Annotated in this window: 17 protein-coding genes; 3 read left to right on the top strand and 14 right to left on the bottom strand. The window is 32.8% G+C overall.

Features of this window, described 5'->3' with window-relative positions:
* Nucleotides 1-53 precede the first annotated feature (53 nt).
* Nucleotides 54-710, bottom strand: coding sequence for a trimeric intracellular cation channel family protein (locus BBG48_RS00750; RefSeq protein ID WP_068911660.1), 657 nt, complete (start codon nt 708-710; stop codon nt 54-56).
* Between the two features lie 87 nt (nt 711-797).
* Entirely contained in the window at nt 798-1,001 is a 204-nt protein-coding gene (locus BBG48_RS11540) for a ZIP family transporter (RefSeq protein ID WP_068911661.1), read from the bottom strand.
* An 80-nt stretch (nt 1,002-1,081) separates the two neighbouring features.
* Here BBG48_RS11540 and BBG48_RS11545 point away from each other — a divergent pair, with 80 nt between their 5' ends.
* Nucleotides 1,082-1,228, top strand: coding sequence for a hypothetical protein (locus BBG48_RS11545; protein ID WP_330410058.1), 147 nt, complete (start codon nt 1,082-1,084; stop codon nt 1,226-1,228).
* On the opposite strand, the gene BBG48_RS00760 is transcribed toward BBG48_RS11545, so the two are convergent.
* Nucleotides 1,223-2,329 carry an AI-2E family transporter gene (locus BBG48_RS00760; protein ID WP_068911662.1) on the bottom strand — a complete coding sequence of 369 codons (1,107 nt, stop codon included), beginning with the start codon at nt 2,327-2,329 and terminating at the stop codon, nt 1,223-1,225. The two genes, BBG48_RS11545 and BBG48_RS00760, sit on opposite strands and share 6 nt — an antisense overlap.
* A gap of 178 nt (nt 2,330-2,507) precedes the next feature.
* Between BBG48_RS00760 and BBG48_RS00765 the strand changes: the two genes are divergently transcribed.
* Both BBG48_RS00765 and BBG48_RS00770 read left to right on the top strand, forming a co-directional pair.
* Nucleotides 2,508-3,629: an MGDG synthase family glycosyltransferase gene (locus BBG48_RS00765; RefSeq protein WP_068911664.1), complete on the top strand. Its 1,122-nt coding sequence runs from the start codon at nt 2,508-2,510 to the stop codon at nt 3,627-3,629.
* Nucleotides 3,630-3,818: 189 nt separating this feature from the next.
* Nucleotides 3,819-5,333 (top strand): carbon starvation CstA family protein, encoded by a 1,515-nt coding sequence (locus BBG48_RS00770; protein WP_068911666.1) that lies wholly within the window; start codon nt 3,819-3,821, stop codon nt 5,331-5,333.
* 126 nt (nt 5,334-5,459) lie between these two features.
* On the opposite strand, the gene BBG48_RS00775 is transcribed toward BBG48_RS00770, so the two are convergent.
* From BBG48_RS00775 to BBG48_RS00815, 11 genes are all read right to left on the bottom strand, one after another.
* Entirely contained in the window at nt 5,460-6,935 is a 1,476-nt protein-coding gene (locus BBG48_RS00775; protein ID WP_068911667.1) for an aldehyde dehydrogenase family protein, read from the bottom strand.
* Nucleotides 6,936-7,108: 173 nt separating this feature from the next.
* Nucleotides 7,109-8,431 carry a glycosyl hydrolase gene (locus BBG48_RS00780; RefSeq protein ID WP_068911669.1) on the bottom strand — a complete coding sequence of 441 codons (1,323 nt, stop codon included), beginning with the start codon at nt 8,429-8,431 and terminating at the stop codon, nt 7,109-7,111.
* Nucleotides 8,432-8,661: 230 nt separating this feature from the next.
* Nucleotides 8,662-8,979, bottom strand: a complete 318-nt coding sequence (locus BBG48_RS00785) for a transposase (RefSeq protein WP_094754332.1) — start codon at nt 8,977-8,979, stop codon at nt 8,662-8,664.
* A 236-nt stretch (nt 8,980-9,215) separates the two neighbouring features.
* The gene (gene groL / locus BBG48_RS00790) at nt 9,216-10,841 is read right to left on the bottom strand and encodes a chaperonin GroEL (RefSeq protein WP_068911672.1); all 1,626 of its coding nucleotides are present in this window, start codon (nt 10,839-10,841) and stop codon (nt 9,216-9,218) included.
* A 127-nt stretch (nt 10,842-10,968) separates the two neighbouring features.
* Nucleotides 10,969-11,253 (bottom strand): co-chaperone GroES, encoded by a 285-nt coding sequence (gene groES / locus BBG48_RS00795; protein WP_068911673.1) that lies wholly within the window; start codon nt 11,251-11,253, stop codon nt 10,969-10,971.
* A gap of 711 nt (nt 11,254-11,964) precedes the next feature.
* Complete coding sequence (locus BBG48_RS00800; protein WP_068911675.1) at nt 11,965-12,387, bottom strand: hypothetical protein; 423 nt, start codon at nt 12,385-12,387, stop codon at nt 11,965-11,967.
* A 133-nt stretch (nt 12,388-12,520) separates the two neighbouring features.
* Nucleotides 12,521-13,504, bottom strand: coding sequence for a UDP-glucose 4-epimerase GalE (galE, locus tag BBG48_RS00805; protein WP_068911677.1), 984 nt, complete (start codon nt 13,502-13,504; stop codon nt 12,521-12,523).
* A gap of 24 nt (nt 13,505-13,528) precedes the next feature.
* Nucleotides 13,529-13,834 carry a hypothetical protein gene (locus BBG48_RS11400; RefSeq protein WP_308593649.1) on the bottom strand — a complete coding sequence of 102 codons (306 nt, stop codon included), beginning with the start codon at nt 13,832-13,834 and terminating at the stop codon, nt 13,529-13,531.
* 112 nt (nt 13,835-13,946) lie between these two features.
* Nucleotides 13,947-14,348 (bottom strand): DUF4931 domain-containing protein, encoded by a 402-nt coding sequence (locus BBG48_RS11405; protein ID WP_319946248.1) that lies wholly within the window; start codon nt 14,346-14,348, stop codon nt 13,947-13,949.
* Between the two features lie 27 nt (nt 14,349-14,375).
* Nucleotides 14,376-14,510, bottom strand: a complete 135-nt coding sequence (locus tag BBG48_RS11410) for a hypothetical protein (RefSeq protein WP_308593650.1) — start codon at nt 14,508-14,510, stop codon at nt 14,376-14,378.
* 660 nt (nt 14,511-15,170) lie between these two features.
* Entirely contained in the window at nt 15,171-15,440 is a 270-nt protein-coding gene (locus BBG48_RS00815; protein WP_330410059.1) for a hypothetical protein, read from the bottom strand.
* Nucleotides 15,441-15,550: the final 110 nt, after the last annotated feature.

The following is a 15,550-nucleotide window of genomic DNA, read 5'->3' on the forward strand; positions in this document are numbered from 1 at the left end:
CAGTGATTTAAACGTAGAACCAAAAAAATATTAATTTAACCTTAAAATTCTAATCATTTAATTTTCGGAAGACTTAAATCTTTTTTAAGTGCATAATATCTTATTAAAAACACAGTAGACGCTGATAAAATCATTACATAATTATTATTTAATAAGTCCATAGTTAAAATGTAAAAAATTGCTCCAGCCAATGACGCTGAGGCATATACCTCTTCTCTAAATATAAATGGAGTTATATCCGCAAATATATCTCTAAGGACTCCACCCCCAACACCGGTTAAAATGCCACAAAAAACCATCAGTGCATAATTTTTGCCATATCCTGCTACAATAACGCTGTTAATCCCTGTAACTGTAAACGCACCAAGACCGATGGCATCAAATATTGCATTGACTTTCTCAAATTTTTTTAGGGTTTTAGAATTAATAAATTCTTTATTTATATAGCATGAAATAAATATTATTAAAGAAGAAATTGCTGAAAGTAGAATGCTATCCGTATTCATAAAAGTTTTTGGCGGATGCACCCCTATAATCATATCTCTGACAATCCCACCACCTACAGCTGTAGTTATACCTAAAACCACTACCCCCATTAAATCCATATTTTTTCTGACAGCTACTAACGAACCTGAAATTGCAAATGCAAAAGTACCAATAAATTCAAGTATTAAATCCAGTTTTTCATATTCAGGTAGAATTGCATCCATTTGTTCTCCTAATCAAAAATATATTTAAATTAAAATCCAGTCCTAAGAATTTAAAATAACCAAACTAATTGCCATTACAGCCATACCTTATATAACACCATATAGTGCAGTGTGATGCTCCCCATATTTTTCAGCTGATGGTAATAGCTCATCAAAAGATATATAAATCATAATACCTGCGATTATGCAAAACACTATTCCCATAACAAAATTATTTAAAAAAGGTAAAAGAAGTAGTCCCCCTATCAAAGCACCGGCAGGCTCTGCCAAGCCTGATAAAAAAGCATACATTAAAGCCCTTTTCTTACTACCTGTAGCATAATAAATCGGCACAGAAACGCAATACCCTCAGGAATAAAGAAACATAAATCATGACACCGGCAGAAAACCCTAGTGCTGCTGAAAGAAATTTTGTATTTGTCTTATCTGCTTTTAAAAGAAATAACCCTCCAAATCCGGTAGACAAACCGGCAAAAAGTGCCAATCCAAAAGCAAGCAAAAATTGTGGTACACTATAATTCATCCTGCTCTACCTTTTCTAACTTTTCTTTATTTTCCAAAAAAGCATCCCATAAAGTTACTAAGCTCTTTAAAAACGGTACAGCCAAAAGCATACCAACCGGTCCAAAAAATCCACCACCGACTAATATAGAAAAAATGATAAATAAAGGAGATGCCCCTACAGTATTACCAAGTATAGTCGGTCCTAGATACCAGCCATCAAATTGCTGTAATATCAAAATAAATATTATGACCCAAAGTGCCTGAATAGGACTATAAAGCAACGTGATAAGTACCGCCGGTACTGCACCCATAAACGGTCCAAAGTAAGGAATCATGTTCAATACTCCGACAATTATACTTAAAAGCACAGCATACCTGATTTTTAATGCAGTAAGTCCAATAAAGCATAAAACCCCTATTATTGTCGAATCAATAAATTTGCCTACTAAAAAGCTGTAAAAATACATATTAACCTTGGAAAAATATGCCAAAATAGCCTGAGATTTTTTGTCTCCTGACAAAGCTATTATCACTTTTTTCATGTAAGAAAGTAATTTTTCCTTATCATATAGAAAATAAATTGAAACAAATGCACCTAAAATAAAATTTAACAGCCCATAAGCCAACGAAATAGTAGCCCCAAGTATAGAAGTGACAGTTAAATTTGATAAATCAACAATACTTCTAAGTATATCCTGAAGATGTGTTTTTACAACCTCTAATAAATTATAACGCACGACAATATCTTTAAAAGGCACAGAATTATAATATTTTTCAAGCTGAGAAAAATATAAAGACGACTTATTATAAAGGTCAATTATATTCTCACTAATCACAGGTATTACGAAAATCAATATAATTGCCACAATACTTGCAAAAATAATATATACTATTACTACAGACAGTATCCTATTAATACCCTTGTGCTTTTTTTCAATAAACATCATTAGAGGATTTAGAATATATGCAAAAGCTAAACCCCATACAAAAGGCATAAGAATACCCACAAACTTATTAAATTGTCCGAAAAAATATGAATAATTCTCTATCAGCTTAAACGCTACAAGACAAAGAACTATGAAAAAAAACTTTTTGAGTTCATCCTTAGAAAACAATTATTCACCTCTAGGCATAAAAGTCAAACATAAACTTTATTATATAAAAAGCATACAAAAATTAGCACGCTTGATTAAAACAGCATATTAATATATAATTAATCATCACCAATTTTAACATAAAACTATGATAATTACAATCAATAAGAGTTTAAGACTGAATATATATGAGGAAAATATGTCAAAAAAAATATTAATACTTACAGCCTCCACTGGAGGAGGTCATAACAGTGCAGCAAGAGCCATAGCCAGTGAGCTGGAAGCCCAAGGTGCAAAGCCAATTATACTAGACGCATTAAAAGATTTAGGCTATATAGGCAAATTTTTTGATGTAATAATATCACAAGGCTATGAAACATCTGCAAAATATACCCCAAAAATATATGGTAGAGCATATGACGTAGCAGATTTAAAACTAGTTAGAAAATCCTTTGACCTAAACCTTATAGTAACCTACATGGAAAAAAATATCTTAAAAATTTTAGAACATGAGCAATTAGACGAAGTCATAACCACCCATCCCTTTGCTGCAATAGCAGTATCAAATATAAAGAAAAAATATCTCAGCCAATTATCCATCACCTGCATAATAACAGACTACACCCCTCATAAATCCTATCTATCAAAGTATATAAACCGCTACATAGTAGCTCATGAAGATACATCTATGTTGATGCAAAACGAAGGCATTGATAAAAATAAAATTTATCCCTATGGAATACCTATACAAGTAAAAAATGAACCGTCCGTAGAAAAATCCGTATTAAAAAGTGCTTACAATCTAAACGATGACTTTACAGTATTAATAATGGGCGGTAGCTTTGGTGCAGGAAAAATAACCAAGACACTTAAACAAATAGAAAACCTTGATGTCAGCATAAATATAATCGTAATCTGCGGCAGAAATGAATCCCTAAAAGAAGCCCTAGACGAAAAACTAAATAATAACCCACCATTAAATAAAACGCTAGTGATTGGATTTACAGATAGGATGAACGATTTTTATAAAATAGCTGACGTAGCCATCACAAAACCTGGAGGACTTACCCTTACCGAATGTTTATACTACGAAGTACCAATGATAGTGCCATATTATATTCCCGGACAAGAAGAGGGAAATAAGGACTTCATATTAAATAATCAGCTAGGCGAAGCTCCAAGTAAGTATTATCCTTTGCCTGTATTAGTAAAAAGTTTGATGTATGATGAACATAAAATGGAAATTATAAAAAAATCCCTTAGAAAAAATAAAAAAACCGATAGTGCAAAACATATTGCACAATTAGTGCTTAGCAACTAAACACTAAGCTTGCAATTATTTAAACTAAAAGGGCACAATGCTCATGTGTTCTTTTAATTTGCATTTTTTTATTCAAAATGAATAAAAAATTTTCACAAATTTTTCATATTTTTTTATAATTTAATTTTTGGGGTACTATTTCTATGTGTAATCATAATTTTTAATAAACCTACAAGGAGATGATTTAAATTGGTTTTATTTCTAATAGGTATAGCTATCCTTATAGTAGGCGGCTATCTATACGGAAACTATGTCGACAAAGTTTTCGGACCGGATGACAGACCTACCCCAGCTAATACCAAGGCGGACGGAGTTGACTATGTAGTCATGAGGTCATGGAAAAATGAACTGGTAGAATTACTTAATATTGCAGGTACAGGGCCTGTACTCGGACCAATCCAAGGTATATTATTCGGTCCAATCGCATTCTTGACTATTCCAATCGGATGTGTGCTTGCCGGTTCTGTGCATGACTATTTTATCGGTATGATTTCAATGAGAAATGGTGGAGCTCAGATACCTAACTTAATCAATAAGTATCTTGGTCCTGGGGTCAAAAAATTTTATAACGTTGTTATAACCTTACTTTTACTATTAACTGGCGTTGTTTTTGTTTATACTCCCGGAGATTTGATTGTAGGGGATATAATGAAAAAGGATGCCTCTTCATCAATTATTTGGGTAGTTTATGGATTTATTTTTTTATACTATTTACTTGCTACTCTATTCCCAATTGATGCAATAATCGGCAGAATTTATCCGATATTTGGTGCTTTTTTGATTATTTCAGCTCTAGGAATATTCGGTGGAATTCTGCTCAGCGGTGGTGCAGGACTGCACGCTCTAACTCAAAGTCCACTACTTGGATTATTTGATATTCACCCTACCGGACAAATGTTTATCCCTGCATTTTTCATTACAGTTGCCTGTGGCATCATGTCAGGTTTTCATGGTTCTCAAGCTACTTTAATATCAAGAACTGTCGGCAACGAAAGAGAAGGAAAGAAAACTTTTTACAATATGATGCTTGCTGAAGGATTTATAGCTATGTGCTGGGCAGGCGGTGCTATAGTTTTATTTAATTTATTAGCTCAAACAAAAGGTGCAGAGGCTTTTGCTACAGGCGCAACACCTATGGTCGGTATAATCTCTAGACATTTCATGGGAAATGTTGGCGGTTTACTTGCTATAGTAGGTGTTATAGTTCTTCCTATAACCTCTGGCGATACTTGTTTTAGGTCACTAAGACTTATATTTGCAGAGCAGTTTAATATCGACCAAAGGAAGGCTAAAAACAGACTTATGCTTTCATCTTTGATATTTATACCTGCAATTTTAATATTGTTCTTTGCAAAAAGTAATAAAGGCGGATTTAATTTACTTTGGAGATATTTTGGATTTACTAACCAATTTGTAGCTGTCTTTGCTCTAGCATTTATCACTGTATATTTAAAGACACATGGAAAAAATTATCTGATGACTTTAATTCCGGGTGCTTTTTATTCATTTATAGTGATGAGCTTTATATCTCACGCTCCAATCGGCTTAAACCTAGAGTCTTTACTAGGTCTACAACAAGCCGGTGCTCCTGATGTATACTCAGTTAGCTATGTAGTAGGTATAATCTTTGCTGTGCTTTTTGTAATCGGAACATTAAAAATCGCAGATAAAAGAAAAGAACTTATACTTAAAGAGGATAAGTAACTATTTATATTTTCCTACAAAAGAGAAAGAATAGATTTTCTATTTTTTCTCTTATTTTTAGAAAATTAAAAATACACTCACGAAATAATTTTTCATGAGTGTATTTTTTTACTTTTTATTAAAATTTTAATACATTCCTGCTTTGCTATCGCTTAGATTTATAATGATATTTTTCATTTGGCTATAGTGCTCAAGCATTACCTTATGAGTTTCTCTGCCTATACCTGACTGTTTATATCCACCAAATGTAGCCCCAGCTGGGAAAGTATTGTAAGTGTTAATCCAAATACGTCCCGTCCTTATGCCTCTAGCTGTTTTTATAGCTCTCTTGATATCTTTGGTCCAAACTCCTCCTCCAAGTCCATAAACTGAGTCATTAGCCATAGCAACTACATCTTCCATGTCCTTAAATTTGATTATTGCACCAACTGGTCCGAAGATTTCTTCCTGTGCTATTCTCATTTTGTTATCTACGTCAACAAATAGTGTAGGCTGCATAAATACACCCTTGTCACATCCGTTTTCTGTGTAGGCTTTACCTCCAGTTAAAAGCTTAGCTCCTTCTTTAAGACCTATTTCTACATAATCCAAAACTTTTTTATGCTGTGATTTATTAATTTGTGCTCCAAGTTGAGTTTTTTCATCAAGTGGGTCGCCAACAACAACTTTTTCAAAAGCCTCTTTTAATTTCGCTACAAAGCTGTCATATATGCCTTCTTGCACAAATATGCGTGAGCCTGCTGAGCATACCTGACCTTGATTAAATAATATGCCAAGCTGTATTCCCTCTATAGCTTTTTCTATATCAGCATCATCATAAATTATATTTGCACTCTTTCCGCCTAGCTCTAATGTAGCAGGTATAAGATTTTCTGCTGCTGAGTGAGCTATTTCTCTGCCAACTTCTGTAGAGCCTGTAAAGGCTAATTTATCCAAGCCTTTGTGTTTTTGTAAATATTCTCCGGATTTTGAGCCTGAGCCTGTAATTACATTAAGCACACCTTTTGGCAGTACATCTTGTAATAATTCTGCCAATCTTAGCATTGTAAGTGAAGTAGAAGAAGATGGTTTAATTACAACAGTATTGCCTGCTGCAAGTGCAGGTGCAAGTTTCCATGCTGCCATCAAAAATGGGAAATTCCATGGCACTATTTGTCCTACTACCCCGATTGGTTCATGGAGTATAAGGTTCATAGTATTTTCGTCTACCATTGTAGCTGAGCCTTCCTCAGCTCTAAGTGCTCCTGCGAAATAATGGAAATGGTCTGCTGAAAGTGGCAAGTCTGCTCCCTTTGTTTCTCTGATTGGTTTCCCATTATCCATGGTTTCAATTGTAGCTAATTCTTCCAAATTATTGTAAATAATGTCACCTATTTTCCAAACTATATCAGCTCTTTCCTGCACCGATGTTTTTGACCAGCTTTCAAATGCAGTATGTGCTGCATTTACTGCTGCATCTACATCTTCTTCAGTTGCTTGTGCTATATGAGATATAACTTCACCTGTGGCAGGATTTTTAACCTCCAATGTTTCTCCACTAGAGGCTTCTTTCCACTCTCCGCCTATGAAAAGTTTATAATTTTCTTTAATATTTACTTTCATATCAGTATCCTTTCAATATAAAAAATAATACTCTGAAATCATCTTAATACAGTTATACCCTTTGTTTTACAAATTAATACAAATTTTGTATAAGTTATTTTTTTAACTAAAAAATACAATCCTCCAAATATTAATAATCTTGGAGGATTGTATAAAACTATTTTCACAAATTTTTAATTTTTAACTTGAATTTTATATGATATATTTTTTACCTTTTTTCCAACTGAATTAAAATAATCTGCTGATAAGGTTATGGACTTTCCTTTAAAATTTGTAAAGTCTACACTTGCATCATATTCTGGAAATGTGCCTTGACCTGCAAATTTGCCATTAATATAATAATCAACCTTAGAAATATCATTTTTTACATCATTTACTAAACTTGTTACTACTTCTTTATTCGGATTCATTTTCACTGATTTAATTAGCTGATAATAATTTTTGCTTTGTGTATTCATGCTTGATAAATAATATTCATCTTTTATGGCATTTTTATATGCACTCAAAGTAGGTGGGTTATCAGATAATTTATAATGTCTGATATTTCCTGCGCCAAGTTCTTGGTTATTGTCCCAATAAAATATTGCTTTTAGTCTTGGATATTTTTTCTTAGCTGATGCGTAGAAACGGCTTATCTCACGTTTAGCTAAATCAGTTGTATCCACATTGTAGGCACGTTCTGCATTAGCCATAGGTGCACCCTCAGAAATATAGATAGGTTTTTTTGCACTATAAGAATCATACACTTCTCTAAATCTATCTAGCCAAGTATTTCCCTGCCATGGCTGTTTTGATGAATTATATGGTGGATAACTTGATACTCCAACCCAATCCACATATTGGTCGCCCGGATAATAAGCATGCTCGCTAGCTATAGGCCAATCATTTGGACACCAACACATTACTACATTTGGCGCATTCTTGTGCATTATATCTGCCACTAATCTAAATTTTTCAATGTATTTTTGCGGTCCATCTTTATGCCAAGCATTTGCGTTGTCATTAAATTCATTTGCAAATCTTAGAAAAATAGGTATATCCGTATCTCTAGCGTCCTGTGCCATTTCAAGTAGTTTTTCATCATTTTGTACTTCATCTAATCCATTTTGAGGTTCTATACAAATCTGCATACCTTTACCTAGTCTTTTTGCCTCAGCATAATGAGATTTATAATGATTAAAATCGTATGAATAAGGCATATATAGCATATACATTGCATGGTCTTTGCCCATGAACTTTGGTACGTTTGTAAAATACCAGCCCCAAGAGTCTGCATTCCAATCATGCACTGCCCTGTCACCCTCTGCAAATAATCCTAAGTAAGCTCCTGTTACTGGCTCATATTTTGCTCCAGTATAATATGTATTTCCTGCAAAATTAGAAGGTCTTTTTACATACATCTCATACTCGGTATAAGTGGCTGCTGTTGAAACGCTATACCCCAATAAAATTGTTGCTACTGTAAGTGCAAGTGTAACTAGCTTTGTTTTTTTCAAAATATCCCCCCAGTTTGTGTATTATAATTAATTTATATGACTATTGTCTTATATAATTTATATTATATCATTTTAAAGGGAGTGTCAAATTTTTTGTGTAAGCTCTTTTAAATTTCTTGTAAAAACAAGTGGTAAATAAATTTAAATTGAATAGTAAACTAACTGATTAAGGCAAGAGGAGCTTGTGCTTCCTACCCTATAGGGGATGAAAATTTCTCCTCAAATTTTCCTTAAATTTCGTCTAGCATTTGCGTCAACTCATACTGTGCTGTTTTGAACCCTTTATGAACCCTTTTGCTAAATGCTCCGCTGTATTTGCTTGCATATATAAATACGTGTTTTTCCAAGGATGCTTCGTTTGTAAACTGCTGCTTACCCTTAGTTTTTCTTTTTAGTTGCTTGTTGAAATTTTCTGTTATGTTGTTGGTATATATGCTTGACCTGATTGAGCTTGGAAACAGCATAAACGTAAACAAATTATCTTTTCCTACTAGGCTTTGTTGAACTTTCGGGTATTTTTTACCCCACTTATCAAAGAATGTATTTATACTAACTTACATAAGAAAATGTAGTATTATTTTTCATTATAAATTTTTTTGTATCAGAGAGCAACACAAATTTCTTTTCAATATTTATACTATAATTTTCAAAGTAAGTTAGTATAAACTAATAAATTTGAGAAAAATACAGATATTATATAACTATAAAAAATAGATTGCAGACTCGATTTGTGTCTGCAATCTATTTTTATTCTTTATAAATAATTTATTTTTAATTATTTAGCTTACATCATTCCTGGCATTCCGCCGCCCATCGGCATAGCTGGTTGTTCTTTTTTGATTTCAGCTACTGCTACTTCTGTAGTAAGTAGTATTGATGCGATTGATGATGCGTTTTGTAGTGCTGACCTTGTGACCTTAGTAGGGTCTATGATACCTTTTTGAATCATATCTACATATTCTTCATGAAGTGCATCAAAGCCTTGGTTTGTAGCAGATTTTTTAACATTTTCTACTATTACTGCTCCTTCAAGTCCAGCATTGATAGCTATTTGTTTTAGTGGTTCTCCAAGAGCCTTGGCGATTATCTGCATACCGACTTTCACTTCAGCTGTTTCGTTTTCAAGTGCTTTTTCTACTGCTTTCATTGCTTCTATTAGAGCTACTCCACCACCAGCAACTATACCTTCTTCTACTGCTGCTCTTGTAGCGTTAAGTGCGTCTTCTATTCTCAATTTCTTTTCTTTTAATTCTGTTTCTGTAGCTGCTCCGACTTGGATTACTGCTACTCCGCCTGATAATTTTGCTAGTCTTTCTTGCAATTTTTCTTTATCAAATTCAGATGTAGTTTCTTCTATTTGATGTTTGATTTGTTCTACTCTTTCTTCTATAGCGGATTTTTCTCCTGCACCGTCAACTATTGTAGTGTTTTCTTTTGTTACTTTAACTGTTGCAGCAGAGCCTAGCATTTCCATAGTAGTTTCTTTTATGTCATAGCCTAATTCTTCAGATATTACTTTACCGCCTGTTAAGATAGCTATGTCTTGTAGCATTTCTTTTCTTCTGTCGCCAAAGCCTGGAGCTTTTACTGCTACTACGTCAAATGTTCCTCTTAATTTATTTACTACTAGTGTAGAAAGTGCTTCGCCTTCGATATCTTCTGCGATTATTACTAATTTTTTACCTTGCTGTACTATTTGTTCAAGTAGTGGTAGGATATCTTGGATTGAGCTGATTTTTTTGTCTGTGATTAAGATTAATGGGTTTTGTAGCACTGCTTCCATTTTTTCTACGTCTGTAGCCATGTAAGCTGATACATAGCCTCTGTCAAACTGCATACCCTCTACTATTTCTCCAAGGCTGGTTTCCATTGATTTAGATTCTTCTACTGTGATAACGCCATCTTTACCGACTTGGTCCATAGCATCAGCTATTAGCTTACCTACTTCTTCATCTCCTGCTGATATAGATGCTACTTGGGATATTGATTCTTTGTTTTCTATTTTTTTAGAATTGCTCTTGATGTTTTCTACGGCGATATCTACTGCTTTTTGGATACCTTTTCTAAGAAGGATTGGGTTTGAGCCTGCTGCTACGTTTTTTAGTCCCTCTCTTGTGATTGCTTGAGCAAGTACAGTAGCTGTTGTAGTACCGTCACCTGCTATGTCGTTAGTCTTTGTAGCTACTTCTTTAACTAGCTCTGCACCCATGTTTTCGTATACGTCTTCAAGTTCTATTTCTTTTGCTATTGTTACACCATCGTTAGTGATTAATGGTGCTCCAAAGCTTTTTTGTAGTATTACGTTTCTTCCTTTTGGTCCTAGTGTTACCTTTACAGCGTCTGCAAGTTTATTTACACCTTTTTCAAGGGATTTTCTAGCATCTTCAGAAAATCTTAATTCTTTTGCCATGTTATAGCCTCCAATTATTTTATTTTTTAATCAATTTTTATTTTAACGTCAATTTATTAAATTTAGCAAAAATCATATTAATAATGTTAATTTTTGTTCTTTATTGACTGGTAATCGTAAGTTTTTACTATTCTACTATTGCTAATATGTCACTTTGTCTAAGTATAGTGTATTCTTCACCTTCTAGTTTTACTTCTGTTCCTGCATATTTAGAATATAAGACTTTGTCTCCTTTTTTAACTTCCATTTTTATTTCTTTTCCGTCTACTACTCCACCAGGTCCAACTTCCATAACTTCTGCCTCTTGTGGTTGTTCCTTGGCACTACCTGTAAGTATTATGCCACCTTTTGTTTTTTCTTCTGCTTCTAATTTTTTTATTACTACTCTATCAGCTAATGGTCTAATTTTCATTTTTTCCTCCTATTTTTATTTAATTATAACCTGTTTCGATGTTAGCACTCAATTTCATAGAGTGCTAACTAAATACTATTATACATTATTTAAATTTTTTTTCAAGTATTTTTAGAATTTTTTTCTAAATTATTCAAAAAAAGATACAAATTTTTAAATCACACTTTTTTTCAATTATCTAATTTTTATATTTTATACCAAGTATCATTTTTCACATCGTCAAATACAATTAATTTTTCTTCTAATCTCAGCATCTGTTTTTTTATTGTTTGAGTTAAATAAAATATAAAAATGAGGAGAAAATTATATCCCCCTCATTTTTATTGTTCATATTCTAGTATTTACTAAAAGCTTTTTATTTCAAGCTTTTGTATCCATCATACTCTTTTAAGAAACCATATTTTAATCCTGTGTCATTGCCCTCTTTATCCGCTGCTGTTTTTACTGCAAATCTATTCAAAAACTCTCCTATTATGTCAATCAACGCTCTTAAAAATTTCAATACATGGTAAAAAATAATTCTTTGTGTTGTTTAAGATATTAGCTAATAAACTTTCAACAATCTGTGATAACTTCAAGTTAAACGATTGTTTTTGATTGTTAAAATAATATTATTTTCTTTTCTAATTGTCAATCTAATTTAATAATATTTTTTTAAACTTGCATATTATTTGAAGTAAAAAGTGCATACTAATCTAAAAATATCGAAACTTACTCAATATTTGCAAAAAGTCTCTTCATCAAATCTTTTTGTTTTTTTCTAGCTGTTTCGATATACATTATGGAGACTAAACAAACTATGCCAATTTCTTCTGATTCATAGTCATATCTTGCAGAAAACACTTCTATTAGAGAATAGTTTACATTCAAGCTTTCGCACAATTTTTTTGCATAATCATCGCTTATTTTCATGTTTGCTAAAAATGTTTCTTCGTCATCAGCTAGGTCACCGTCTGTTATTGTATTTAAATTTATTCCAAGCTTTTCAGGATTTAAAACAAGCTTATATGCTAACGCATCTTCACGTCCGGTAGCTTTTGTAATATCTGTAGCTGAAATTACGGCGTCATCTTTTGACAATGTTTGTCTTAACTGCTCACTGTCATAAACTTTTTGTGCAAATAATTGATACATTGTGTTCTCCTAAAATAGTTATTTATTAATTTAATCAAACAAGTGGGCAAACTTAGTTTGCTCCAACAAAGCATAATCTAAATCCTATTATAACATATAATGGACAAACTTTTTTGTTCGCCCATACATTTTTTTATTTTTTATATCCATTTGGGTGTGTGCTATGAAATCTCCACGCATCTGAAATAATTTTTTCCAAATCATCATATTTTAGGGTAAAGTCTAAAATATCTTTTGCCTTTTGATTAGAGGCGATTAATTTTGCTGGGTCTCCGGCTCTTCTTGGCTCTACTACTGCTGGAATTTCATATCCTGTTACTTTTCTAGCTGTTTCTATTACTTCTTTTACGCTATAGCCTTCTCCGCTGCCTAGATTTATTATGTGACTTTGGTCATTTTTTATCAAATATTGATAAGCCTTATGATGTGCACTAGCTAGGTCCATAACGTGGATATAGTCTCTTATACAAGTGCCATCTTTTGTATCATAATCGTCTCCAAAAATTGAAATGTGTTGCCTTTTTCCAAGTGGTACTTGTAAGATTAATGGGATTAAATGTGTTTCTGTGGTGTGACCTTCGCCTATTTTCCCGCTTTCATGTGCTCCGGCTGCATTAAAATATCTTAGTGACACATATTTTATACCTGAGCCTACGTCAAACCATTTCATCATTTGCTCCATAGCAAGCTTTGTCTGTCCGTATGTGTTTGTCGGCATTGGATAGACATCTTCTTTTATTGGCATCTTTTTTACATCGCCATAGGTTGCGGCGGATGAAGAAAATACTATTTTTTTCACATCATGTTTTAACATAGCGTTTAACAGCATAAGTGTACCATAAACATTGTTGTGATAATATTTAAATGGCTCAGTCATGCTTTCGCCTACTAGTGAATTTGCTGCAAAATGTATCACTGCATCGATTTTATTTTGTTCAAAAACTTCGTTTAATTTTTCGTCTCTAATATCTACTTCATAAAATTTTTCTATGTCAAGGCTCTCCTTATGCCCTGTGGCTAAATTGTCTACTGCTATTACATCTTCGCCCTGCTCTTGCAAATATTTAACTGTATGTGAGCCTATATAGCCTGCTGCTCCTGTTACTAATATACTCATAATCTACTCCATTTTTAAATAAAATTAAAATTTATTTTTTGTATATCTCTCAACCGCATCTTTTAGAACTTGTGCAGTTTCTTCAACTTTCATAGGATTTCCATGTGCAAATGCACCAGTTTGTGAGCTGGCGTTGTATTTTATAGAATTTTTGCCTCTAAGCGGAGGATAAAATTTCACATGAAATCTGTAATATTTATCTGCGTCCTTGTACTTTTGAGAATTTACCGGATACTGGTACACGCACATCATATATGGGAAATCTCTGTCGTATACAAGGTCAAATGAGCCTGTCAATGTCTTTAGAGCTTTTGCAAAGGACTTTTTCATTTTTTCATCAAAATCTGAGAATAAGCCTACATTTTTTTGGCTACAATGTATGCACCGAATGGATATTCGCAAAAAAATGGGATGTATACCGCAAAATATTCGTCTTCAAAAATCATTCTTTCGCCACATTTTTTTCGTCTGTATACATTTGGTCGAAAAGATTTTTGCCGGTTTTTTCATAATAATTTTTGGTATTTTCCAGCTCAAGTCTTAATCTAAATGGCATTTTTGAATAACCGTAGATTTGCCCATGCGGGTGAGGCATAGTAGTGCCTACTTCTTTTCCTTTGTTTTCAAATACGAAAATATATTTAATTTTTTCGTCTGCTTTCATCACATTCGTACGTTCAACCCAAAGGTCTATTAATTTTTCTATATGCTCAATACTTTGCTCGTGTAATTTGCCCGTATGTTCAGGACTGTAAAGGATTACTTCACATTTGCCATAAGACGGTGCTGTTTTGTATAGCTCACTGCCTACATTATCAGGCTCGGATGGATTTTGAGAAAGTATAGGAAAGTCGTTGTCATATTCATATACTTAGTAATCCTCAGGCACTCTTCCTGAGCCTAGGTCAAACGGACACCAGTTTTTTTGCATCTTAGGTCTGTTTGACCGGTTTGCACTTACCATTGTCCAGTCATCGAGTAGTGGGTTATATCTTAGTTCTGCCATTATTTCACCTTTTCTATAATAAATTTACATATGTAAATATATAGGATAATATATTTTAAAACTTTTATAGCTTACATTATAACAAAACTAAAAAATTACAGCTATTAAATTATTTAATAATTTGAAAAAAGTCAATATAATTAAATTTTTTGAATATTTGTTTAAATTAGGCAATTTTATCGTTTCTTTGCAAAAAAAGCCAACAGAATTTTCACTCTGTTGGCTCAAACTAACTTTTAAAATACCACATTGTTTTTATCATACACTTTAACTTTTGCCATTCCATCTTCTTTAAAAAATTCTATGTATCTATTTGGATAAACCTCTCTTACCCATCTGAGAGCTTTTTTATTTGTCGATTGCTCTATCTTATTTTGTGTATCAATGGTCATTTCTGATTAATTTTTATCTATTGCAAAAACTGGTGTTGTCATTACAAAACTAAATAATCCAAGTGCTAATAATTTTTTAAAGCTTAATTTCATTATAATGTTTCTTCCCATTTTGTCCTGATTAATTTGTTATACCTAAATTTCTTTGCAAATACAAGTTATTTTAATATTTTACCTGTAAATCAAATTTTTTTTCAATAGTAACTGTAAAATTTGGCTTTGATATGGAGCATCTACACTACTTAACTATCCAAATAAGCTACATCTGTTATTTATCTTTTTTGGTGTCCAATGTTTTTATTTCGGTATCGTTCAGTTTTTCAAGTGAGATAAGTTGTGTTCTTGCAAGCTTTCTAAGCTCTATCATTCTTTGAACTTGGCTTATTCCTTTTTCGATTAGGATTGCATTGTATGACTCCATATTGGCTAAGACTAGAAGTTCATTTAGACTTGCATAATCTCTCATATTTCCTTTTATGTTCAGATTTTCTTGTCTCCACTGTTTTGCTCTTTTGTTAAATAGGGCAACATTAAGCATATCCGCTTCTCTTGCATATTTATATGATAACTGCTCGTTGGTTAAATCAGCTAAGAGGTATTCATCATGACAAAGAGATGTAACGAATGCGATAATGCTTTACTCAGTGA

Source organism: Criibacterium bergeronii, from assembly GCF_001693775.2.
Taxonomy (GTDB): Bacteria; Bacillota; Clostridia; order Peptostreptococcales; family Filifactoraceae; genus Peptoanaerobacter; species Peptoanaerobacter bergeronii.